The sequence below is a fragment of the Streptomyces sp. CBMA29 genome (genome assembly GCF_014596445.1).
Taxonomy (GTDB): Bacteria; Actinomycetota; Actinomycetes; order Streptomycetales; family Streptomycetaceae; genus Actinacidiphila.
Map to the genome: position 1 here is coordinate 49,834 of NZ_MECL01000179.1, position 21,345 is coordinate 71,178.

16 protein-coding genes are annotated in these 21,345 nt (G+C 71.7%); 6 read left to right on the forward strand and 10 right to left on the reverse strand.

The annotated features are described in order from the left end of the window. Positions 1-287 precede the first annotated feature (287 nt). Positions 288-881 carry a snapalysin family zinc-dependent metalloprotease gene (locus BGM09_RS23820; protein WP_188283722.1) on the reverse strand — a complete coding sequence of 198 codons (594 nt, stop codon included), beginning with the start codon at positions 879-881 and terminating at the stop codon, positions 288-290. 261 nt (positions 882-1,142) lie between these two features. Between BGM09_RS23820 and BGM09_RS23825 the strand changes: the two genes are divergently transcribed. Continuing rightward, the gene (locus BGM09_RS23825; RefSeq protein ID WP_188283723.1) at positions 1,143-1,745 is read left to right on the forward strand and encodes a nitroreductase family protein; all 603 of its coding nucleotides are present in this window, start codon (positions 1,143-1,145) and stop codon (positions 1,743-1,745) included. An 84-nt stretch (positions 1,746-1,829) separates the two neighbouring features. Here BGM09_RS23825 and BGM09_RS23830 read toward each other — a convergent pair whose 3' ends face one another. The 4 genes from BGM09_RS23830 to BGM09_RS23845 all read right to left on the reverse strand — a co-directional run bounded on the left by BGM09_RS23830 (position 1,830) and on the right by BGM09_RS23845 (position 9,350). Continuing rightward, on the reverse strand, positions 1,830-4,532 hold the full coding sequence (locus BGM09_RS23830; RefSeq protein ID WP_317452866.1) for a PA14 domain-containing protein: 2,703 nt from the start codon (positions 4,530-4,532) through the stop codon (positions 1,830-1,832). Between the two features lie 371 nt (positions 4,533-4,903). Then, positions 4,904-7,495, reverse strand: a complete 2,592-nt coding sequence (gene pepN, locus BGM09_RS23835; RefSeq protein ID WP_188283724.1) for an aminopeptidase N — start codon at positions 7,493-7,495, stop codon at positions 4,904-4,906. A 180-nt stretch (positions 7,496-7,675) separates the two neighbouring features. After that, positions 7,676-8,245 (reverse strand): DinB family protein, encoded by a 570-nt coding sequence (locus BGM09_RS23840; protein ID WP_188283753.1) that lies wholly within the window; start codon positions 8,243-8,245, stop codon positions 7,676-7,678. A gap of 181 nt (positions 8,246-8,426) precedes the next feature. Continuing rightward, positions 8,427-9,350, reverse strand: coding sequence for an isocitrate lyase/phosphoenolpyruvate mutase family protein (locus BGM09_RS23845; protein ID WP_188283725.1), 924 nt, complete (start codon positions 9,348-9,350; stop codon positions 8,427-8,429). Between the two features lie 317 nt (positions 9,351-9,667). On the opposite strand from BGM09_RS23845, the gene BGM09_RS23850 reads away from it, so the two are divergent. The 3 genes from BGM09_RS23850 to BGM09_RS23860 are packed head-to-tail and all read left to right on the forward strand — an operon-like array spanning position 9,668 to position 12,378. Further along, entirely contained in the window at positions 9,668-10,045 is a 378-nt protein-coding gene (locus BGM09_RS23850) for a hypothetical protein (RefSeq protein ID WP_188283726.1), read from the forward strand. Positions 10,046-10,051: 6 nt separating this feature from the next. Further along, the gene (locus tag BGM09_RS23855; protein WP_188283727.1) at positions 10,052-11,671 is read left to right on the forward strand and encodes a hypothetical protein; all 1,620 of its coding nucleotides are present in this window, start codon (positions 10,052-10,054) and stop codon (positions 11,669-11,671) included. Positions 11,672-11,709: 38 nt separating this feature from the next. Further along, a complete protein-coding gene (locus tag BGM09_RS23860; protein WP_223187498.1) occupies positions 11,710-12,378 on the forward strand; it encodes a TIR domain-containing protein in 669 nt (222 codons plus the stop codon). A gap of 117 nt (positions 12,379-12,495) precedes the next feature. Here BGM09_RS23860 and BGM09_RS23865 read toward each other — a convergent pair whose 3' ends face one another. Further along, positions 12,496-13,326, reverse strand: coding sequence for a macro domain-containing protein (locus BGM09_RS23865; RefSeq protein ID WP_317452867.1), 831 nt, complete (start codon positions 13,324-13,326; stop codon positions 12,496-12,498). A gap of 250 nt (positions 13,327-13,576) precedes the next feature. Here BGM09_RS23865 and BGM09_RS23870 point away from each other — a divergent pair, with 250 nt between their 5' ends. Continuing rightward, positions 13,577-14,971 carry a macro domain-containing protein gene (locus tag BGM09_RS23870; protein ID WP_188283728.1) on the forward strand — a complete coding sequence of 465 codons (1,395 nt, stop codon included), beginning with the start codon at positions 13,577-13,579 and terminating at the stop codon, positions 14,969-14,971. Between the two features lie 347 nt (positions 14,972-15,318). Here the strand turns inward: BGM09_RS23870 and BGM09_RS23875 are convergent, their stop codons facing one another. From BGM09_RS23875 to BGM09_RS23885, 3 genes are read right to left on the reverse strand one after another with little or no spacing between them, the layout of a single operon-like run. Next, positions 15,319-15,699 carry a roadblock/LC7 domain-containing protein gene (locus BGM09_RS23875; protein WP_188283729.1) on the reverse strand — a complete coding sequence of 127 codons (381 nt, stop codon included), beginning with the start codon at positions 15,697-15,699 and terminating at the stop codon, positions 15,319-15,321. Between the two features lie 37 nt (positions 15,700-15,736). Beyond that, on the reverse strand, positions 15,737-16,756 hold the full coding sequence (locus BGM09_RS23880; RefSeq protein WP_188283730.1) for a hypothetical protein: 1,020 nt from the start codon (positions 16,754-16,756) through the stop codon (positions 15,737-15,739). After that, positions 16,753-17,037, reverse strand: a complete 285-nt coding sequence (locus BGM09_RS23885) for a hypothetical protein (protein ID WP_317452868.1) — start codon at positions 17,035-17,037, stop codon at positions 16,753-16,755. The genes BGM09_RS23880 and BGM09_RS23885 overlap by 4 nt, the downstream gene beginning before the upstream one ends. 259 nt (positions 17,038-17,296) lie before the next feature. Here BGM09_RS23885 and BGM09_RS23890 point away from each other — a divergent pair, with 259 nt between their 5' ends. Beyond that, complete coding sequence (locus tag BGM09_RS23890; protein ID WP_188283731.1) at positions 17,297-17,662, forward strand: hypothetical protein; 366 nt, start codon at positions 17,297-17,299, stop codon at positions 17,660-17,662. A 374-nt stretch (positions 17,663-18,036) separates the two neighbouring features. On the opposite strand, the gene BGM09_RS23895 is transcribed toward BGM09_RS23890, so the two are convergent. Beyond that, the gene (locus BGM09_RS23895; protein ID WP_188283732.1) at positions 18,037-21,264 is read right to left on the reverse strand and encodes a family 78 glycoside hydrolase catalytic domain; all 3,228 of its coding nucleotides are present in this window, start codon (positions 21,262-21,264) and stop codon (positions 18,037-18,039) included. Positions 21,265-21,345: the final 81 nt, after the last annotated feature.

Below are 21,345 nucleotides of genomic sequence, written 5' to 3' on the forward strand. Positions count from 1 at the left end.
ATGCGGGCGCGCCGCCGAGCGCGGGTTCCGATGCGGACCCGGCCTGCTCGCGGCGCCGACCATGAGCACGATAGGGCATGGCTGTGACAGCGGGCCATCGTATTGGCGGGACCGCCGCTCCGTCACCGCGCCTTGTCCCGGCGGTGGCCGTACCGTGCCCGATTCGGTCCCTGATCTCCTACAACCTTCCGGCGCGCGGTACGGAGCCCGTGCCCGTACCGCGCGTCCGGTGGCAGGTCAACGCCGAGCGTAGGCAGCGCTGAGCGTCGGTCAGTGCTGAGCGTCGGTCAGTGCTGAGCGGTGGACGCCGACGGGGACCAGATGTCGATCACGATCTGCTGCCGCTCGGGGCGGACGGCCGCCGCGCGGCCCGCGTAGTTGCGGTCGACCTGGGCCGCCTCCGCCGCGTTCGGCTTGGCGTTGAGGCACGCGGTGCCGGGGCCGTGCCCCGACATCAACTCCGAGCACGGGCCGCTGTAGTGGTCGAGCAGCCCGAGGATGTGCCCCGTCTCGTGCGCGGTGATCCGGGTCACGTCGTACCCCTCGTTGACCGCCTCCTGCCCCAACTGCACCTGGCCCCTGCTGCCTCCGGGCACGATCGGACCCAACGTCGTCTGCGGCCACCCGCTGGTCGCCTTGTACACGAAGTTCGCCGAGCTCGCCGAACTGGCCGGTTGCATACGCACGTTGTGCACCGCGCTGTTCCAGTTCTGCACCCCCTGCGTGATCGCCGCCGCCCACTGCCCCGCCTGGCTGGCGTCATACGTCAAGGTGACGACCGCCGTCGCCGCCTTCGGCTCGGCCTGCGCCGAAGCGACCCCGGACGCGGTGCCCACCATGGCCGGAATCAGCGCCGCCACAGCGACTATTCGCGTGATCATGAGACTCACCCACCTCCTCAGAACCAGTTGCCCCGCAGTCCTCCAGAGCATCACGCCCCCGACCCCCACCACAAGTACCCGTTTCCCACCCTTTCCCCGCCATCCCGCCATCCCGCCCCAAGCCCCGGCCGTGACTTTCCGGCACCGGGGGGTGGCCGGCCGGGAAGACACCCCTCTCCACACCCGTCGCGTGACGGTCCGTATCAGTGGTGCGTGCCGGTACGTGTCGGCGGGCGGGGCGGCGTGGCAGCATCTGGGGGCATGGAATTCTCCGAGGTCGTCCGCCGTCGTCGCATGATCCGGCACTACTCCGACAAGCCGCTGGCCCCCGAGGTGACCGAGCGGATTCTGGCGTCCGCGCTGCGGGCCCCTTCGGCCGGTTTCTCGCAGGGGTGGGCGTTCCTCGCGCTGACCGACGCGGCCGACCGCGCGCGGTTCTGGCCGTTCGTGCCCACGCGGGTCGAGAACACGCCGACCATGCAGGACGCGCCCCTCGTCGTGGTGCCGCTGGCCCACAAGGCGACGTACCTCGAACGCTACGCGGAGCCGGACAAGGGCTGGGAGGACCGCGCCGAGGCGCGCTGGCCGGCGCCGTACTGGTACATCGACACGGGCATGGCCTCGCTGCTCATGCTGCTGAGCGCCGTGGACGAGGGCCTGGGCGCCTGCTTCTTCGGCATCATGCCCGAGCATCTCCAGCCGTTCCGGGCCGAGTTCGGCATCCCCGACGCGTACGCGCCGCTCGGCGGCATCACCATCGGCTACCGCGCCGACGACCTCCCCCCGCAGAGCCCCCGCACCCGCGACCGCCGCCGCGACCCCCAGGAGGTCGTCCACCGCGGCCAGTGGGGCCGCCACGCCTGAAAGAGCCCTCGCGGGGCGGAAATAGCCCTCGCGGGCGACCCGGGGTGCGGGCCGCCCGCGAGGGCTTCAGGGGAGAGAGCGGGGTCAGCCGGTGGTGCCTGCCGCGGCTCCGGCGGCGATGAGCCTGCGGTTGATGTCGCGGACCGGGCCCGGTTGGACCTTGAGGACGTCGCGGTCGTAGGTGATGAGGCCGTTCAACTCGCCCTCGACGTCGCTGATCTGGGTGTACACCGAGCCGGAGAGGTCGGTGGAGGCGTCGGGGATGAGAAGAGCGGTGTTGGCGACGTACGCCTTGGTGAGCTCCTCGATGGTGGGGACGTCACCGTAGTTCTGGCCGCCGGAGACGCCGAGGATGTGGCCGGGGATGGTGAGGGAGTAGCCGCCGTGCTCGCCGTCGACGGCGGCGCGGGTGGCGTCGGGGGCCGGGGAGGCGGGTCCGTGGTAGAGGTGGTAATCGATCAGGTCACCTCGGCCTGAATCGCCCTTGGACGCACAGCAGTTGACGCCGGAGGCGGGGTCGACCAGGCGGCTCGGGTCCTGTTGCTTGACCGAGTCGGCGAGGGCGCCGGTGGCTTCCTTGGTCTTCTCGCCCCAACCCTCGTTCGTCATCGTCCAGATGACGATGGACGGGCTGCTGATGTGCTGGTCGACGATCTCGTGGACCTGGCTGGTGAAGGCCGCGTCGCTGGCCGGGGTGGAGTCCGGGCCGGTGTTGCGGCTCGGCATGTCCTGCCAGACCATCAGGCCGAGCTTGTCCGCCCAGTAGTACCAGCGGGCGGGTTCGACCTTGATGTGCTTGCGCACCGCGTTGAAGCCGAGCTGCTTGTGCAGTTCGAGATCGGACTTCAGGGCGGCGTCGGTCGGCGCGGTGTAGATGCCGTCGGGCCAGAACCCCTGGTCGAGGGTGGCCAGGACGAACGTCGGCTTCCCGTTGAGCTCGATCTTGTTCACGCCGCCGACCTTGCCGACGGAGATCGACCGCATGCCGAAGTAGGAGCCGACGGTGTCGATCGAGCGGCCGTTGGTGAGCGTGACCTGGAGGTTGTACAGATACGGGTGGTCGGGGCTCCACAGCTCCGGGTGCGGAATGCGCAGCTTCAGCGTCGTGCCCGCGGTGCCGACGGCCGCGCCGACGGGCTTGTGGCCCGCGTACGCGACGGCTGCCACCAGCGAGCGGGTCGACGTACCGGCCGCCGGACGCACCGTGACGGACAGCGTGCCGTCCTTCACATTCGGCGTCAGGACCAGGGAGTCGACGCTCGCGTCGGCCACCGGCTCCAGCCACACGGTCTGCCAGATGCCCGAAGTCGGCGTGTACCAGATGCCGCTGGGGCTGCGCGACTGCTTGCCGACGGGCGTGCCGTCGTCGGTGGTGTCCTTCACCTTCAGCAGGACGGTCTGCGGCCCGCTGCGGGTGAGCGCGTCGGTGACGTCGGCGGTGAACGCCTCGTATCCGCCCACGTGGTGGGCGACCTGCCGGCCGTTGACGTACACCCACGTCTCGTAGTCGACCGCGCCGAAGTTCAGGTGCAGGCGCTGGCCCGAGCCGATCCGCCAGTTGGCGGGTACGGAGAAGGTGCGCTGGTACAGCGACCAGTCGTGGTGCTCGGCGACGCCGGACAGCGGCGCCTCCATCGGGTACGGCACCAGGATCTTGCCGCTCAGCTTCGACGTGGGCAGCGGCGCGCTCTGCGTGGTGCCCTGGAACTGCCAGGTGCCGTTGAGGTTCTGCCACTTGTCACGCGTCAACTGCGGCCGGGGGTAGTCAGGGAGCACGTGGGACGGGTCGACGTCCTTGGCGTACTTGCTGGCGAAGTACCAGGTGGAGTTGTTGGTCGCCAGACCCGAGAAGAGCGGTACGGGACCGGCGGACGTCGTCAGGCCGCCGAGGCCGTCGTAGCTGATCCGCACATCGGAGTGCAGGGACACCGGGGTGTCCGACTCCCCTGCCGTGAGCAGGAGTTGGGAGCTGTTCGCCGGGTTGACGGAGACGCCCGGTGTCCACCGGCCCGCGCCCGCGATCACCGCGAGGTGCTTGGTGATGTCGGACGGCAGCGCGGTGACGGGGCCAGCCAACTGCACCGTGGCGGTCTTCCCCGAGGCGGCGACCACGGCGTTCACGTCGGACGGCGTGTAGCCGACCGGCAGATGCAGCGCCGCGTCCGGGATCGCCTGGCGGGCGATGCCGGGACCCGACCACTCCGTCTTGATGTACGCGCCGCCGTTGCCCTGGTTGTAGTCGAACGCCAACTGGTGGGCGCCGGCGGTCAGGGTGACCGGCTCGGACGTCGTCTGCACGTCCCAGTCGGTCGTCCAGTGGTCGATCACGCTCGACCCGTCGAGCGACATCCGGAAGCCGTTGTCACCCTTGATGTAGAAGGTGTACGTGCCGTCGGCCGGGACGTCGAGCTGGCCCGTCCAGTGCACGGCGACGTTCTCGGTCGAGCCCGCGTAACCGCGCAGCGTGGGGATCAGGTCGGGCACGTTCAGGGACGGCTCGACCGCGGTGCTGCTGTACTGCGCGAAGTCGAGCGAGGTGGCGTCGGTACTCAAGTAGTAGTCGCCGCGCAGACCTTGGGCGGTGTCGGCCGGAGCGGCGGACGCCCCGGCGGTGGAGGAGGCCGGTGCGGCGGCCGGTGCCGCGCCCGCCGCGGCCGGGGTCAGCAGCGCCGCGCCCAGTATCAGCGGCACCAGTGCGGTCAGCCGGGCCGTCCGGGACAGCCGGGACGACCCGGTACTGCCCGCCGGCCGGCGGCTGTTCGATGTGCGGGATATGCCTGATCTCACTGCGGATACACCTCTCCGTAAGAGAACTCGGCGTCCAGGAAGCGGGTGAGGACGTGCGGCTCCACGACAGTGCCTTGGGGGCCCTGCCGACTTTCCAACGTTAGAAACCTGGACCGGGAGCATGAAACCAGCAGGCTTCAGCGCCGTCCACCCTCCGCGCAAAGTTTGTGAAAAATCGAGCGGCCCGATCACACAAAGCACTGGCCGCCACATGAGGCACAGGGGAGGCACGGGCGGTGCGGACGGCGCAGACGCGCGGGCATACGAGGGCCGCACGGCGGCTCTCCGGCCGGGCGCCGTCCCTGCCGGAGCTCGCCGCCGCCTCCTTCCCGGATCTTTGCATCGTTAGAAAAAGTGCGGCAAAACGGCCCTCAGACCCGGTGTGCGAGGGCGCGGCGGAGGTCGTCCAGGCCGTCGGCGAGGTGACGGCGCATGGGCGGGACCAGGTCGGTACGCGCGAGGCATTCCTCGGCCGCGCGTACCGTGTCGGCGTCGGCCGCACCGACCGGGAACAGCGCCCGGCTCAACGCCTGGACCACCGCGCCGCCGCGCTCACCGGCCGCGGGAAGTTGCTCGAAGTACCGTCGCACGTAAGCCTGTTGAATTCGCGGCGCGCCCGAGCGCCAGAAGCCCTCGGCGGTCGCCACGAGCTGATGATTGGTCAGCTCACCCGGCGCGAAGAGCAGGTGCCAGGCGCGCTCCTTGGCGGCGTCGTCCGGGAGCGCGGCGCGGGCTCGGGCCGCGCCCACCTCGCTGACGTTGCCGGGGTCGGCCGCCAGTTCGGCCGCGATCCGCTCCTCGTCGGCCGCCCCGGCCGCCGCCAGCCGGGCCAGTGCCGACCAGCGCAGGTCGGCGTCGAAAGCGAGGCCGTCCGGTACGCCGTCGCCCGCCAACCAGCCCTGAAGCCGCGCGAGTTGCGTGGCACCGGACGCCGTGGCGACGGCCGTGCGCAGGGCGGCCAGCCGCAGGCCCTCGCCCGTGGTCGCGGCCGGGCGGGCCAGGACCGTACGGGCGGTGTCGCCGAGCCGGGCGAGCGCGGCGGGCCGGTCGGCGGGGGCGAGGTAGCGGCCGATGACGTGGTCGGCGGCGAAGGCCAGCACCGCCTCGACGACGCAGTCCGAGGTCTCGCCCGGCAGGTGCGCGGCGACCAGGTCCAGGTAGTCGGCGGCCGACGCCTCGGCGCCGCGCGTCAGGTCGCGGAGGTGTTCCCACAGGACGGCGCGGGCCAGTTCGTCCGTGACGGCCGACAGCGAGGCGGCGACGGTGGCCGCGGAGTGCGCGTCCAGGCGCAGCCGCGCCCAGGTGAAGTCGCCGTCGTTGGGCAGCAACAGGGCGGGGCGCGGGGCGCCGGACAGTTCGGGCAGCGGCGTACGGCCGCCCGGCGCGACCTCCACGTCCAGCCGTCGGCGCGGGACGACCGCCGCGCCGTCCCGGTCGTACACGCCGACGCGTACGCGGTGCGGGCGGGTGCCGTCGTTGACGAGCACGGCGGAGGTCAGGACTCCGGGTGCCGCGCCGGGTACCGTATCGGCCCCGGCCTCGACCTCGACCTCGGCCCCAGCCCCGGTCCCGGTCCCGGCCCCGGCCTCGATCTCGACCTCGACCTCGATGCGCAGCGTGTCCACGCCGGTCGTCCGCAGCCAGTCGTCGGCCCAGCCGGACAGGTCAGGTCCCTGTGCGCCCGCCGGGCCGGCCGGGAGGGCGAGCGCGGCGAGGAAGTCCTGGAGGTTCGCGTTGCCCCAACGGTGCGCGGCGAAGTATCTGTTGAGCCCGGCGAAGAACGCCTCGTCGCCCATCCAGTGCACGAGCTGGTGCAGTGCGGAGGCACCCTTGGCGTACGAGATGCCGTCGAAGGCGGACAGTGCCTCGGCCGCGGACGCGGCTCCGGTGGCGGCGACGGGGTGGGTGGTGGGGCGCTCGTCGGCGTCGTAACCCCAGCTCTTCCGGCGGGAGAAGAGCGTCCAGGCGCTGTCGTAGCGGGTGGATTCGGCGGCGATGCGGTAGCCGAGCACCTCGGCGAAGGACTCGTTGAGCCAGACGTCCTCCCACCAGGCCAGGGTGACGAGGTTGCCGAACCACATGTGGGACATCTCGTGGCACACCACGACCGCGCGCAGCGCGCGTTGCGTGTCGGTCGGCGCGGACCGGAACAGCATCTCGTCCTGGAAGAGGACACAGGCCGGATTCTCCATCGCGGCCCAGTTGAGCTCGGGCATGAACACCTGGTCGTAGCCGCCGAAGGGGTAGCGCTCCTCGAACAGCCCGTGCAGCCGGTCGAAGCTCGCTCGTGTCACCGCGAACAAGTCCGGTGCCTCACGGTCGAGTTCGGCGGCCAGCGAGCGCCGCGCGTACAACCCGAGCGGGATGCCGTCGTGTTCGGCGCGCACCGCGTACAGCGGCCCGGCGGCCACGGCGACCAGGTAGCAGGAGATCGGGCCGACCGGTGCGATCTCCCAGCGCCCGTCGTCGAGTCGGGACGACCGGCCGTTGCCGACCACCGTCCAGCCGTCCGGCGCGGTCACCGTGAAGGTGAACGGCGCCTTCAGGTCCGGCTGATCGAAGCAGGCGAAGAGCTTCGAGGCCAGGTCGGGCGCGCACGCGGAGTACACATAGACGGCGCCGTCCGCCGGGTCGGTGAAGCGGTGCAGCCCTTCCGCCGTACGCGAGTACGCCATGTCGGCCTCGACCAGCAGCTCGTTGTCCGCCGCCAGGTCCGCCAACTCCAGCCGGTTGTCGGCGTGTTCCGCCAGGTCGAGCGGTCTGCCGTTCAACTCGGCGCGCAGCAGCGTCTCCGGCTGGATCTCCACGAAGGTCGCCGCGCCCGGCTCCGCGCAGCCGAACCGGATCGTGGTCGTGCTGCGGAAGAGACGGTCGCCGCGCGTCACGTCGAGGGCGACGGCGTACGACCGTACGTCGAGCAGGGCGGCGCGGACGACGGCTTCGGTACGCAGGAGGGGTCGCATCTACGGCATGCTGTCGCAGCTCCGCACGTCGGACAACGGGTTGGGGGGCGGTGCGGTTGCGCCGAGCGCGAAGCCGGGGCGGCACCGGGGGAGACCCCCATGGCCCGAACCCCCGTACCGCGCGCGGCCCCCGTACTCCCGCTGACCCGTACTCCCGCTGTCCCGTACCGCGTACGCCGCTCAGCCCATGGTCTTGGCGCCGTCCAACGACTCGCGGATGATGTCCGCGTGACCGGCGTGCTGCGCGGTCTCGGCGATGATGTGCAGCAGCACCCGCCGCGCCGACCAGCGCGCGCCCGGCTCGAACCAGGGCGCCTGCGGGAGCGGGTGGGAGACGTCCAAGTCGGGCAGTGCCGCGATCAGTTCGTCGGTCGCGCGGGCCTGCTGCTCGTACGCCTCCAGTACCCCGGCCAGCGTCTCGCCGGGCAGCAGCCGGAATTCGTCGGCCCGCCGCTCCCAGTCGGCCTCGGTCATGGCCGTCGCGTCCCCCAACGCCGACGGACCCGCCACGATGAAGTCCGTCCAGCCCCGCTCCCCCGCCGACACGTGCTTGATCAGGCCGCCCAGACACAGCTCGCTGACGGTCGTCCGCTGCCGCGCCTGCTCGTCGGTGAGGTCCCGCGTGGTGACGCGCAGGAAGTGCCGGTGCTGGGCGAGCACCGCCAGCAGGTCCGCCCGCTCACCGGTCACGGCCCCGGCCGCCGCCTCCGCGGCGCCCGACGCCGTGCTCCCCGCCGCCTCCGCCTTCATCGTCTCGCTCATGATCCACACCCTTCGCAGTGCCGCCTGGTTCCTCGGTCATCACCACAGTAGAAGCCGATGCGGTCAGCTTCTGTCCGCATTGACGGCGGTCCGCGGGTTCGGTTTCTCCGCTGGTCAGGACCCTTTCAGGGACGGGCGCCGACGGTGTGGCCGGCCGGACCCAGGCCGTCTACGAACGCCCGCCCCCGGCAGCCCTGTTGACGACGGCGTTGAGCGCGCCGAAGTCCACGCCGTGCGCCATCCCGAAGTACGTTCCCCCGCCGAGCAGTTCGGCGGCGGCGCGCTCGGCGGCGCCGTAGGCGGCCTGGGCCAGGGCGGTGCCGACGCTGATCCGACGGACGCCGACGGCGGAGAATTCGGCCACCGACGGCGAGCCAGGACCGGCCATGACGTTGACGGGCAGCGGGCTGTCGCGGACGAGGGCGGCCACGGCGGGCAGGTCGACGAGACCGGGGACGAAGATGCTGTCGGCGCCGGCTTCGGCGTACGCGTGCGCGCGGGACAGGACGTGTGCGGCCCGGTCGTGCGGGTCGCCGATGCCGAAGAGGAAGACGTCGGTGCGCGCGTTGATCCACAGGTTGGGGACGCCCGCGTCCTCGGCGGCGGAGCGGGCGGCGCGCAGCCGTACGGACTGGGCGGCGGTGTCGTGCAGCGGGCCGCCCGGCGCGAGGGAGTCCTCCAGGTTGACGCCGACGGCTCCGGCCGCGACCACCGCGCGGACGGTGGCCGCCACGTCGTCGGCCCCGGGGCCGTAACCGCCCTCGATGTCGGCGGTCACCGGTACGTCGACCGCGCGCACGATACGGCCGACCGACGCGGCCATCTCCTCGCGCGTGAGCCCGTGGCCGTCGGGGCGACCGGCCGACCACGCGACACCGCCGCTGGTGGTGGCGACGGCGGGGGCACCGGCCCGCGCGATGAGCGCGGCGCTCGCGGCGTCCCACGCGTTCGGCAGGACGAGGGCGCGGCCCCCGGAGACGGCGGGCGTCCCCAACGCCCCAGCGGGCTGGGCCGGTTCATGCGCTTCGTGCGCTTCGTGCGCTTCGTGCAGTGAGCGAAGGACCTCTGCGAGGGTCCACTGGGCGGTCGTCATGCGTCTGTCCTTCACACGGAGGTGAGCACTGGTCCGGACGACCGGATACGTCGTCCCGATCCAGTTCTACGCACTCCCCCGCCGGGACTCCGGCCACATCCGGACACGCTGCCACTCACCCCGGGGAGCCCGGGGCGGGCGGAACGGGCGGGGCGGGCGGAACGGGCGGCGGAAGCGGATCGGAAGCGGTCCGGTTCTGGCCGGGGAAGCGGCGGCACTGGTCGCATCTGAGGTGTCAACAGCCCTTCCGCGCAGGCGCGTACGCCAGCGTGCCGAGCGGAATCGGGCGCACACCGCACCGACCGTTGGAGTGGTCCATGAGCGACCCCGGACTGCCGTCCCCCGACCCGAATCCGTACCCGTATCCCAGACCCGCCGACCTGCCGACGCCGCCATCGGCGCCTCCGTCCGCACCCGCGCCCGCGCCCGTCCCGGGTTCCGCGCAGGTGCACGCGCCCGGTCCGACGCCGTACCGCCACGTGGGCCTGATACCGAGCGCCGGGCCCGCGCGCGGGTGGGGGCTCGTCGTCGCCGCGGCGCCCCTGTTGCTGATCGCGCTGATCGCCCTCGTCGCCGGCTCGGCGCTGAACCCGACGAGCGGCCTCACCTCCGGTGCGCGGACCGGCGTCGGCTCCGTCCACGGCGCGCCCGCACACAGGGCCGCCGCCAACGCCCCCTTGAGAGCGGAGCGCTGAGCCGCCATGACCGTCACCCAGACCCTGCTCCCGCACCCCGCCGAGCCCCCGCAGGCACCGCCGGTGTCCCGCGCGTACGCCCGTACGAAGGCGACCCGTCTGCTGTCGGCGGGCACGTACCTCGACCCCGTCTACCGCACCACCGTCATCAGGGAGTTGCTGCGCAACCGCTTCCGCGTGGTCGCGCCGTCCTACGGCTACGACAACGTGTCCGTCCTCGCGCACGCCCTCGCCGCCCGCCGACTGCGTCGCCTGCAACGGTGGTTGGGCGCCGGGTCGGTCGTCGCCGCGCTAATCCTGACCGCGAGCGGCGCGCTCGGTCCCGTCCTCGCCGTCCTGCTGGTGTTCTGGGCGCTGTGGGCGCTGGCGTACCTGCGCCGGATCGTGACCCTGAACATCCTGATGACGCGGCTGAAGGAGACCGGCACCGACGGCGGTTTCGACGGGGCGTACCCGGCGAACGCGCGCCTGACCGAGACCATGATCCGCAAGATCGACCGGGAGCAGTCCGCCAGTGACAGCCTGGTCTTCTACGGCGGCTTCCGGCCGTTCGTCGGCGCGGGCGAACCGCTGCGCGACTGGGCGAACGCCCAACTCCTCATCGGCGCGAAGAAGTTACGGCTCAAGCCCAAGGACCACGAAGGGAAGCGGGACGTCGAGGGGACGGCGCCGGGTCTCGACACCGACGAGCGGGAGCCGCTCCTGCCGTTCACCGTCGACAAGATCACCGCATACGTCGGCGAGCGGATGGCCGCCGAACTGCGCGACGGCGCGAAGCCGGGCGAGCGCATCGAGGGCCTGGCCGTCGAGCGGCGCCGCTTCACCACGGCGATCCGGACCAACGACCGCACCAGCGGCGAGGGTTGGTCCCGGCTGCCGGGTGTCGGCGACCTGCCGGACCTGCACTGGCGCGAGGACTACGACTCGGCGCGCGAGTACCTCTGCGTGCGGATCGGCTCGTGGAACGAGGAGTTGGTGACCTCGATCTTCGTCGGCTTCGACCTCAAGGGGAACACGCTCCACACCGAGTTCTACCCGTACGTCCTCGGGCCGCTCGTGGAGGACTTCCACCTGGTCGACCGGCTGCCGGAAGCCTTCGACGGGCGGCTGGCGGTGCGGGTGGCCTGGGACATGGTCAAGGCGACCCCGCGCTGGGGGTTCAGCCTGCTGCTGTCACCGCTGCGGCTGCTGCCCGAGCGCTTCCTGCCGTCGCCGCTGCGCTCGCTGGTCCGCCCCGGCCGCCGCGGCCCCAGCTCCATCCGGATCAGCGGGGGCGTCACCTCGGTCGACAGCAGCGAATTCCGCCTGGGGCGCTACGTGACCAAGTCGGTCAACTGCGGTGCGCTGACCAGCGTGCGCGAGTTGGCGACGAACGACTACTACCACGCCTTCTTCCAGAAGTCCGACGCCGTGAAGTACACACAGATCGTCGAGCGCCGTCTGCTGGAAATCATCCGCACGTTCCTGAACGACCACCATGTGGATCTCACCGACCACGACAGGGCGCAGAACAACATCCTCAACTACGAGGACAAGAGCATGCACGTCTCCGGGGACAACAACAGGAATTTCGGCTACGAGTACGCGCCGGACAACGGCGGAACCGCGAACGGCCAGGGGGATTGAGCGGTATGGGCGACGAAATGGATCACCAGGACAAGCGCATGACCGTTTCCGGTTCCGGAAATGAGCACTTCGGGTACGAATACCGTCCTGTTCTGGCCGCCGCGCAGGAGACGACCACGGCCGGGACCGCGCGGCGGGACTCGTCGGAGCGGACGCCGGACGACGGCCTCCGCAGCCGTAACGTCTTCGTCGTGCACGGCCGGGACGAGCAGGCGCGGCTCGCGATGTTCGGGCTGCTGCGGCGGCTCGACCTGCGCCCGCTGGAGTGGGAGGAGTTGGTGCGGGCGACCGGCAAGACCTCGCCCTACATCGGTGAGGTGATCGCGAACGCGCCGTCGCTGGCGCGGGCCGCGCTCGTCCTGCTCACCCCGGACGACACCGCCAAGCTGCACCCCGAACTCCTCGGTGACTACGAGCGGGTGGACGAGGTGCAGTACACCGGGCAGCCCCGGCAGAACGTGCTGATCGAGCTGGGCATGGTGCTGATGGCGTACCGCGCGCGCACGGTCATCGTCGAGGTCGGCCGGCTGCGGCACGCCACCGACATCGAGGGCCTCAACGTCATCCGCTTCGACGGCTCCCAGTCGTCGCTGGAGAAGATCGTCGCCCGGCTGAAGGTGGCCGAGTGCCCGGTGGACGACAGCCGCTCCGACTGGCGCGACACGTCGTACTTCGAGAATCTGTCGGCCTATCGGCGGCTCGCCTGACCCGCGGCCCGCCGGACACGCAGCGCACCGCCTCGCAGGACGAAGCAGGGGGCGGCCGGAGACCGGCCGCCCCCTCTCGTACGGCACGCACGCGACACCCGGCACCCGGCACCCGGCTTATGCGCGCTCGACGCCCGACGCCAACGTCTGCAGGAACGCGGCCACTTCCGGCATGTTGACCCGCTCCAGGTCCGCGGCCCTGACCACCACCCGCAGCTCACGGCAGACCGCGCCCTCGCGGGACCTGGCGATGAACGACATCAGGATCAGCCGCAACAGGCTGTCCTGGTCGAGGTAGTCGAGACGGGAAAGACCCGAACCGACCAGCGGCATCGCCACCGCCTCCGGGCGCGCGTACCGACTCACCGTGTCCCAGAGCCGGTTGAGGCTGAACCAGAGGTCCTCCACGCTGGACGCGGCCACGTAGTCGTTGCCGATACGGCTGTACGCCGCCGCGAACGTCAGCCGCGGACGGGCGCCGAGGACCGCCACCGTACCGATCGGGTAGCGGTCCAGCTTGCCCAGCGGCTTGCGCGCCGGGTCCTCGCGGGCGACGGGCGTCACCGCGCCGAGCGCCGCGGCCAACTCGGCGTCCAGGCGCGGGAGGTCGCCGTCGTAGCGGCGGGCGAGCAACTGCCCCTGGACGCTGGCCTCGTTGATGACCAGGCCGCCCTCGGAAGCGGTGTCGAAGGTGTCGGTGAAGCCGATCACGAGATGCGCGGCCTGCTCGAACAGGTCGCCCTCCTCGACCACCACCGTCATGTCGGGGCGCCGGAACTCCTGCCGCACGCGCGTGACCGGCCGGGCCCTGCCGATGCCCCACAGCACGCAGGCCGCCACCGACGCCGCGGTCACCGGGGCCGGATCGGGAAAGCTCTGGGGAAAGAGCTGCCCCACGAACTGGAGGACGGCGGATATTCCACCGAATGCCGCAATGGCATTGCGCACGAAGATCTGCCGGGCGCGCCGCGCCACGCGCAACCGTAAGCGAGCGCGGAGCCGGGTCCGTAACCGCGCGCGTAACCGCATGCGTAACCGCGCGCGCACGCGCATCCTGCGCCGCACCCCGGTGCGCGGGCGGGCCGGAACCGGGCCTGTGGGATCAGCGGAACTCATGGTTTTTCCAAGGCGTCTTGATAATCTGGCATTCGCCTCCGGGGGTTTGCGTCGAGGGAGGCGGAAACGGGTGGGGAAAGCAATGACGCATGTTCGGATAAATGTGCTGGGGCCCGTACTGCTCGAAGTCGACGGTCTTCCGGTACGGCTGACACCGCTCACGACCCGGCTGCTGGTCCGGCTGGTGGCCGCCGAGGGCGAGGCCGTTCCCGTACGGCAACTGCGCCGCGATGTCTGGGGGCTGGCCGACGAGCCGCGGCATCAGGCGCAGCGCAACCGCAACGAGGTGCAAAAGCGGGTCCTGGAGCTGCGGCGCGCCCTCGATCCGGGTCAGGACGGGACGGCCGCCCGGCTGCTGCGGACCGAGCAGCAGGTCACCGTGGGCGGCGCGGAGACCGCGTACCGACTGGTGCCGCGCGCCGAGGAGTTGGACAGCGCGCGGTTCACGGCGGTCGTCGGCGAGGCGCTGCTGGCACCGCCCGCGACCGCGGCCCACCGGCTGGCCGAGGCGCTGGCCATGGTGCGCGGACGGCCGCTGGCCGAGGTCAACGGGGAGGCGTTCGCGGTCGACTTCGTCCGGCGGCTCACCGCGCTCCAGGACTCCGCCCGGCGCGGCCTGGTCCGCTCCCGCACCGAACTCGGCCGCCCCGATCTCGCCCTGCCGGTGGCCGAGTCGATCGCCCGCGAGCATCCCGGCGACCCGGACGCGGCCCGCACGCTGGAAGCCCTGCGGGCCGCCCTGCGCGCGCGGCACGGCGCCGAACTGCTGCGCCACGCGGTGCCGTTGCCCGGCCGGCAGGTGGATGTCGTCCTCGTGCAGGGCGACCTGTTCGACCAGACGGACGCCAATCTCGTGGTCGGCTTCACCGACACCTTCGACACCGCGACCGACGAGGACGTGGTCATCAGCCGCGGCAGCGTCCAGGGCCAGCTCGTGGACCGGCTCTTCGTCGGCCAGCGCCGCCTGCTGGACGAGAAGCTGCGGGCCGGGCTGCGCGCGGTGCCCGCGGTCGGTACGGAGAGCAGCCGCGCCAAGCCGCGCGGCCGGCGCGTGCGGTATCCGGTGGGCACGACCGTCGCCGTACCGGTGGACGGGCGGCGGGTGTTCGCGACGGCGTATTCGCGGATCGGCAACGACCTCGTCGCGCACTCCGGCCGCGACGACCTGCGGGTCAGCCTGGACAGCCTCTGGGCGTCGGTGGCCGTGCACGGCCTGTTCAAACCGCTGGCCGTCCCGCTCATCGGCTCCGGACTCGCGCGTGTCACCGACCTCGACCGCGGGCAGCTCGCGGCCCTGATCGTCGACTCGTTCATCGGCGCGTGCCGTCGATACGCGGCGCTGACACCGGAGTTGCGGATCGTCATCAGGCCCGAGGATCTGGGCAGGACGGATCTGTCGCCGGTGGAGCGGCGGTTCGAGGAACGGCACGGGGAGGGGGTCGTGGGCCCCTTGGCGCGGGCGGACCTGACCGAGTGACGGCGGCGGGTGCGTGGTCGTCGCCGCGACCGTGACCGTGACCGTAGCCACGCCCGTACGCGTCCCCGAGCCCGTACCGTACGACCGGCTGTACCCGCCCATCTGCCCGTCCCCGTCCCGCCCGAGGCGTCGGCCCGGCCGGCCGCGCACACCTCAGTCGACCGCGGCGGGCGCTTCCGCGGGTACCCGCCGGGCGCTTCCGCCCCGCTTCCGATGCGGGGCGATGGCGGGGCCGGGGCGATGCCGGGGCCGAGGCGATGTCGGGGCCGAGGCCGAGGCCGAGGCCGAGTTGGGCGGTGTCGGGACGGGATGGCGCCCGTGCCCGGCTCGCGTCCGGGCCGGAGGCGTCAGGCGGCGCTGAGGAGGGAGACGAGGTGGTCGACCGTCGCCGGGGACTCGCGGTGGAGGCCCGGCAGGTCGAGGCCCTCGTCGGCGAGGATCACCAACAGGGCGTGTTCGCCGACGGACAGGACGACGATGTAGCCGCCGTTGCAGCGGACGACGACGTCGCGCAGCCCGCCGAGGCCGACTTCCGCGGCCGTGCGGCGGCCGACGCCGAGGCTCGCGGCGGCGAGCGCCGCCAGCGACTCGGGCTGCACGGTCGCGGTGTCGGCGGCCACGAGCAGCCCGTCCGACGTGGAGATCACCGTCTCGTTGACGCCCATCACGCGTTCACGCAGGGACTTGAGCGAAGCGACGAGCGCTTCGTAAGGGGCGGCACTGGTCATGGTGCACTCTCCTCGGGCAGGCCGGTCGCTGTCCCGCTCACGGCAACAGGTTGTTCTGTGACGGATGGTTCGGTGACGAGTGATGGGGGCGACCGGGCGGCTGGCGGTCCGACGGCGGTCGTGTGGAGGGCAGTTGGCCGCCGGGCTGGCGGCGCGGAAGCGGCTTGTCCTCGGCGCCCGGCGGCGGCGGTGACTGCCGGTCGGCGGCCCGCGCGGTCAGCAGCGGGCGCGGCGCGAGCGGGTCGTCGTCGCGCGCGGCGGCCCTACGGGTCGCGATCCGGGCCAGGTCGAGCATCACCGGGTACACCCCGCGCCCCAGCGCGAACGCGAGATCGCGCGGTGTGCGGCGGCCGTTGGCGGCGAGCAGCAGCGTACGGCCACGCTCGCCGATACGGTCCGCGTCGGATCTGGCCTCGGCGCGTACCGCGCCGCGCGCGAACTCCGCGACGGACGGCACCATTTCGCGCAGCGTCCGCAGCCGCAGCGCCGTCTCCTCGGTCAGGCGCGCGGGCTCCTGGCCGGGCCAGGCGGCGAGTTCGGGTCCGCGTTCGGGGCCACGGTCGGGGCCGCGTCCGGGATCGGTGCGCCAGCCGGTCACCGGTTGCAGGGCCATCGCGAAGGCGCCGTCGAAGAGCGCGGCGGTGCAGACGACGAACAGCTCCGCCGCCGTCAACGATCCGCGTGCGGTCAACACCGCGCCCACTTCGCCGTCTTCGGGAAGGGCCGCCAGCGCGGCCTCCCACTCCCGTTCGTCGAGCCGCCCGGACTTCAGCAGCAGCGAGCGCGCGGAGGGGGCGGCGGGCGTTTCCACGGCGCCGACCAGTCCTTCGCGGAGGAAGAGAGCGCCGCCGGGGCCGCCTTCGACGGTGACGGCTCCGGTGAAGCGCTCCTGCCGGAGCTGGGCGAGGAGGGCGGGGACGTTCCGGGGCACGCGCAGCTCGGGGTCGGTGTCGGGCCCGGACTCCACCTCGGACGTGGACGTGGACACGTCCGTGGACTTGGACACGTCGTCGGACTTGGACACGTCGTCGGGCGCGGTCCCGCTGTCGGCCGTCATGCGAACAGGCTCTCGGCGGCCGTGGCGATGTGCCGTGCGGCCAGCGCCAGATTGGTGTCGGCGCGGTCGAGCACCGTGGAGATCAGCACCGGGTCGCCCTGCCGGGCCACGACCTGCACGACGTGGTACGTCCGCCGCCCGGTCACCACCACGCTCTCCAACTCGCCTTCCGCTCCCGCCTCGTGCAGCCCGTCCTCGATGAGGCTCAGCAGACGGCAGACCTCAGGTCCGTTTCCGGCCACCGCGCAGTCCCCGCTCTCGGCATATGTGAGACCGGTCACCGCGTCGACCAGGGCCGCACCGGACGTCCCGGAAGCACCCGGGGTCCCAGCAGTCCCTGACGTCCCGGCAGCGGAAAGGACTTCGCCGAGTACCGACTCCAGCGCGTCCACAGGCACCCCTTCACTTTCGAACACCTGGCAGAGTACTTTAACGCCGAACTCTTTCACCTGTGATCGCGCATAGCCGTTTTCCGCTCACGCCGATCCTCGCCCGTACGGTCCGCGACACCGATGGACCTGCACAACCAAGGGAATTCCCGTGAACATTGAGTCGGCACTCAAAGAAGCGATGTCCGTCGAAGGCGCCATCGGCGTCGCGCTCGTCGACTACGAGAGCGGCATGGCGCTCGGCACCCTCGGCGGCGGCCGGGGCCTGGACCTGGAGGTGGCGGCGGCGGGCAACACCGAGGTCGTACGCGCCAAGGTCCGCACCCTGTCGATGCTCGCCATCGACGACACGATCGAGGACATCCTCATCACGCTGGGCACCCAATACCACCTGATCCGCCTGCTCAACACCAGCAGCGGCTCGCTCTTCCTCTACCTCGCGCTCGACCGGAGCCGGGCCAACCTCGCCCTGGCGCGGCACGTGCTCAAGCAGGTCGAGAACGGCCTGGAGGTCTGAGCACCACCGGCTCCACCGGCTCCACCGAACGGAATATGCGGCTGGACTTTGCCCATCGGTGAATATCCGCCCGCCGAATTCCCTTTCCCCTCATCAGGCACCAACCGGCCCCAACCGGCCTCAGCCAAAACATCCATCCCGCCCGTCACACGGCAGACAGATTCCGCGGGACGGTGTTTTGGCATGCGCCATGCCGCATACACATGTAGGGCGGCGGGCCGCCGCGTACGGGATATCCATTTCCTCCGCCCCCCGGCTCGGACCCCGCGATTCCTACGCGAACCACCTCGCACGGCCTCACCACCGGCCCCTGCCGCCCTGGCCGAATTTCGCCGCCCCGGCGGCAGGCCGACTCAGCCCCGCCGCCGGGCCCGCTAGCCGGCGACGCGGAAGACGTAGTCGCCGGAGCCGACCTCGTAGGTGGCGTAACCGTCCTTCAGGCCGGTGAACCTGGCGTCGGAGGGGGCGTGGACGGCGGTGCGGGTGCGGGCGGGGACCAGGATCCGGGCCGTGGCGCCCACGGGGACGGTGGCGCGGAGCGTGAAGCGGCCGTGGTCGAGGGTCCAGGAGGAGGCCACACGGCCGAGGGGGGATTCGACGTGGGCGGCGGCGTCGGTGAGGCCGCCGACCGGGTGCGGCTGGATCGTGATCCGGGTGTAGCCGGGCGCGGCGGGTTCGATGCCCGCGACGCGCTGGTAGAGCCAGTCGTCGACCGTACCGAGGAAGGCGTGGTCGTGGGAGCGCGAGGTGTCCTGCCACTCCTCCCACATGGTCGTGGCGCCGAGGCCCTGGAACCAGTAACCCCAGCCGGGGTAAGTGGGGTTGGTGGCGACGTCGTAGGCGAGGTCGCCGTTGCCGGTGTCGGTGAGGACGGGGAGGATCAACTTGGTCCCGAGCGCACCGGTGTTGAGGTGGCGGCCACGGGTCCTGATGTCGTTCGTGAGGTTGGCGACGACGGCCGCGCGCTCGGACGCGGGGACGATGCCGAGGCTGAGCGGCAGCAGGTTGGACGTCTGCCGGTAGCCCGCGTCCTTGTTGTCGTAGTACGCCTTGGCCTTGGCGTCGTAGAAATTCGCGTTGATGGCGTTCGCCGTCGTCGTCGCGAAGGCGTCGAAGTGCGCGGCGTCAGCGCTGTGTCCGAGGGCGCGGGCGATCTTCGCCATCATGGTGGCCGTCTGGTGGAGGTACGCGGTGCCCGAGAGCCGGGTGCCCTCCGGCGGGAAGGCGGCGCCGGGCGCGACCCAGTCGCCGTAGCTGAAGCCGGTGTAGACGTTGCCCGTCTTCGCGAGGGTCTGCTCGTAGTGGTCGAGCCACAGCTTCATCGCGGCGTAGTTGTCGGCCAGCGGCCGGATGTCGCCGTAGTACCAGTACAGATCCCAGTTGATCAGCACGAAACTCGCCGACCAGACAGGGTCGTTCACACCCTTGGCGCCGACGGTGCCGGGCACGGTGTGGCCGAGCGTGCCGTCCGCGTTCTGGTCGTCGCGGTGGGCGCGCATCCAGTTCTCGTAGAAGTTCTCCATGTCGAAGTTGGCGATGGCGGAGTCGGCGGTGAGGTGCGCGTCCGCGTCGTACGGCCGCTTCTCGTACATCGGGGTGTCGGTCGGGATCGAGTGCAGATTGTTCAACGTGGTGTTCGCCTGGGCGTCCTGGTAGCGGTTGAGCAGGTCGCTCGAACTGCTGAAGTCGCCGGTGGCGGTGACCGCCGTGTGCACCCGCTCGCCCTTGACGGACGTGACGGTGACGCCCGCGGGCGCGGCCACCTGCACGTAGCGGAAGCCGTCGTAGCTGTAGCTGGGGCGGTAACTCTCCCCGCCCGGAGCGCCCTTGAGCGTGTACGCGTACGTCTGGAGCCCGGCGTTGTCGACCGTGCCGTCGGCGAGCAGCTTCTCGCCGTACGTGATCGTGACGACCGATCCGGCCGGGCCGCGCAGCGCGGTGTCCGCCCAACCCGCCGTGGGCGAGGCGAAGTCGTACACCTTGACGGTGCTCGTCGCGTCGCTCCTGGGCGTGGTGACCCGCGTGACCGGGAGGGTGCCGGTCACCTTGATCGGCGGGAACGCCTGCGCGCGGAGGGTGCCGCTCGGGGCGGTGACGGGGAGCGCGGGCTTCCAGGCGGTGGCGTCGAACCCCGGCTTGTTCCAGCCGGGTTGTTCGAGCCGCGCGTCGTATGTCTCGCCGTACAGGACGGATTCGGTGCGCGTCGGGCCGTCGGCGGCCCGCCAACTGCCGTCGCTGGTGACCTGTTGGGTGCTGCCGTCGGTGTAGGTGATGTCGAGTTCGAGCTTCAGCTTCGGCTCGCTGTGCCAGGGCGAGGCGTTCCACTCGTCGGGATTCGTCATCGCGTAGTACCCGCGGCCGAGACTCACGCCGAGCGTGTTGCCGCCGCCGCGGAGGGACTTGGTGACGTCGTACGTCGCGTACAGCACCGTCTTGTCGTAGACGGTGAAGGCCGGGTCGAGTTCGTGGTCGCCGACGCGCTGGCCGTTGAGGTAGAGCTTGTAGTAGCCGAGCCCGGCGACGTAGGCGCGGGCGGACGCGACCTTCTTGGGGCGCTGGGCCCCGCCTTTCGCGCTGCCGGTGGTGAAGTCCTTGCGCAGCAGCGGCTCGGGCGGGCTCGGGACGCCGACCGAGCTGTACCAGGGCGCGTCGCCGTAGTGCGCGGCTTCCAGGGCCGCGGGCCAGGCCGTGTCGTCGAAGTCCGGCCGCTGCCAGCCGGTCGGCGCGGTGTCGCTCGTCTTCCAGGCGGCGTCGGTGACGAGGTCGGGCGGGACGCCCGCCGAGCCGTCGATGTGGAGCTTGCCGATCACCCCGGCCGGGCCGGGGAACGTGTTGACGGCCTGGACGGCGATGACGTTCCGGCCGGGCCGCAGGTCGGCCGCGAGGTCCGTGACGGTCGCCGTGCTCCAGGAGTTGCTGACCTGCGGCGAGCGCGCGATCTCCTTGCCGTTGACGTAGAGGACGAAGCTGTCGTCGGCCGTCAGCTCGAACGGGGCTGCCGTGACCGTGGCGTTGGCGGGGAGGTCGACCGTGCGGCGGAAGTACCGCGTGGCCGCGGGCGCCGAGTCGGCCGGATTGCCCTCCGGGTACCAGATCCAGTCCGCGCCGGTGAGCGTCGTGGTCGCCGGTTTCGTCGGCGAGCCGATCCAACCGCCCTTGAACTGGCCGGGATTGAGGAACGCCGTCTCGAACGAGGCCGGCTGGCTCCACCGCGACACCTTGTGCGCGCCGTCCCAGACCCGCACGCGCCAGAAGTACCGTGTCTGCGAACGCAGTTGCCGCCCCGCGTACTCCACGTCGAAGGACTTCGCCGAGCGCACCTCGCCGCTGTCCCACACGTCCGCGCGGCCGTCGCGCGTGGTCGACACCGCGATCTCGTACGCCGTCTGCCTGGCGCCGTGCGCGTTGCCGCTCGCGCTCAGCGTCCACCCGAGCCGCGGCTTGGCCTCGTCCACCCCGAGCGGCTCGGTCTGATGCTCCACCGTCAACCCCCCGGCCCGCACCCCGCCGTCCCCGCCGCCGTGCCCGGCCCCACCGGCCTCCGCGGGCGCCACCCCCACGACCACCAAGCTCAGCACCGCCGTCACCACACGCACGATCACCGGGGTCTCCTCTGCATCTCTGCTTCGGCACGATCTCCCCATGCGTCGACCCCATGTGTCGCCCACGAAAAAATCGTTTCA

Excerpts from the sequence above, each read along its gene's own strand:
- BGM09_RS23855 (WP_188283727.1), top strand. The coding sequence starts at position 10,052 with ATGACCGTCACCCAGACCCTGCTCCCGCACCCCGCCGAGCCCCCGCAG.
- BGM09_RS23880 (WP_188283730.1), bottom strand. The coding sequence starts at position 16,756 with ATGACGGCCGACAGCGGGACCGCGCCCGACGACGTGTCCAAGTCCGAC.
- pepN (WP_188283724.1), bottom strand. The coding sequence starts at position 7,495 with ATGCGACCCCTCCTGCGTACCGAAGCCGTCGTCCGCGCCGCCCTGCTC.
- BGM09_RS23850 (WP_188283726.1), top strand. The coding sequence starts at position 9,668 with ATGAGCGACCCCGGACTGCCGTCCCCCGACCCGAATCCGTACCCGTAT.
- BGM09_RS23870 (WP_188283728.1), top strand. The coding sequence starts at position 13,577 with ATGACGCATGTTCGGATAAATGTGCTGGGGCCCGTACTGCTCGAAGTC.
- BGM09_RS23820 (WP_188283722.1), bottom strand. The coding sequence starts at position 881 with ATGATCACGCGAATAGTCGCTGTGGCGGCGCTGATTCCGGCCATGGTG.
- BGM09_RS23875 (WP_188283729.1), bottom strand. The coding sequence starts at position 15,699 with ATGACCAGTGCCGCCCCTTACGAAGCGCTCGTCGCTTCGCTCAAGTCC.
- BGM09_RS23825 (WP_188283723.1), top strand. The coding sequence starts at position 1,143 with ATGGAATTCTCCGAGGTCGTCCGCCGTCGTCGCATGATCCGGCACTAC.
- BGM09_RS23840 (WP_188283753.1), bottom strand. The coding sequence starts at position 8,245 with ATGAAGGCGGAGGCGGCGGGGAGCACGGCGTCGGGCGCCGCGGAGGCG.
- BGM09_RS23860 (WP_223187498.1), top strand. The coding sequence starts at position 11,710 with ATGACCGTTTCCGGTTCCGGAAATGAGCACTTCGGGTACGAATACCGT.
- BGM09_RS23845 (WP_188283725.1), bottom strand. The coding sequence starts at position 9,350 with ATGACGACCGCCCAGTGGACCCTCGCAGAGGTCCTTCGCTCACTGCAC.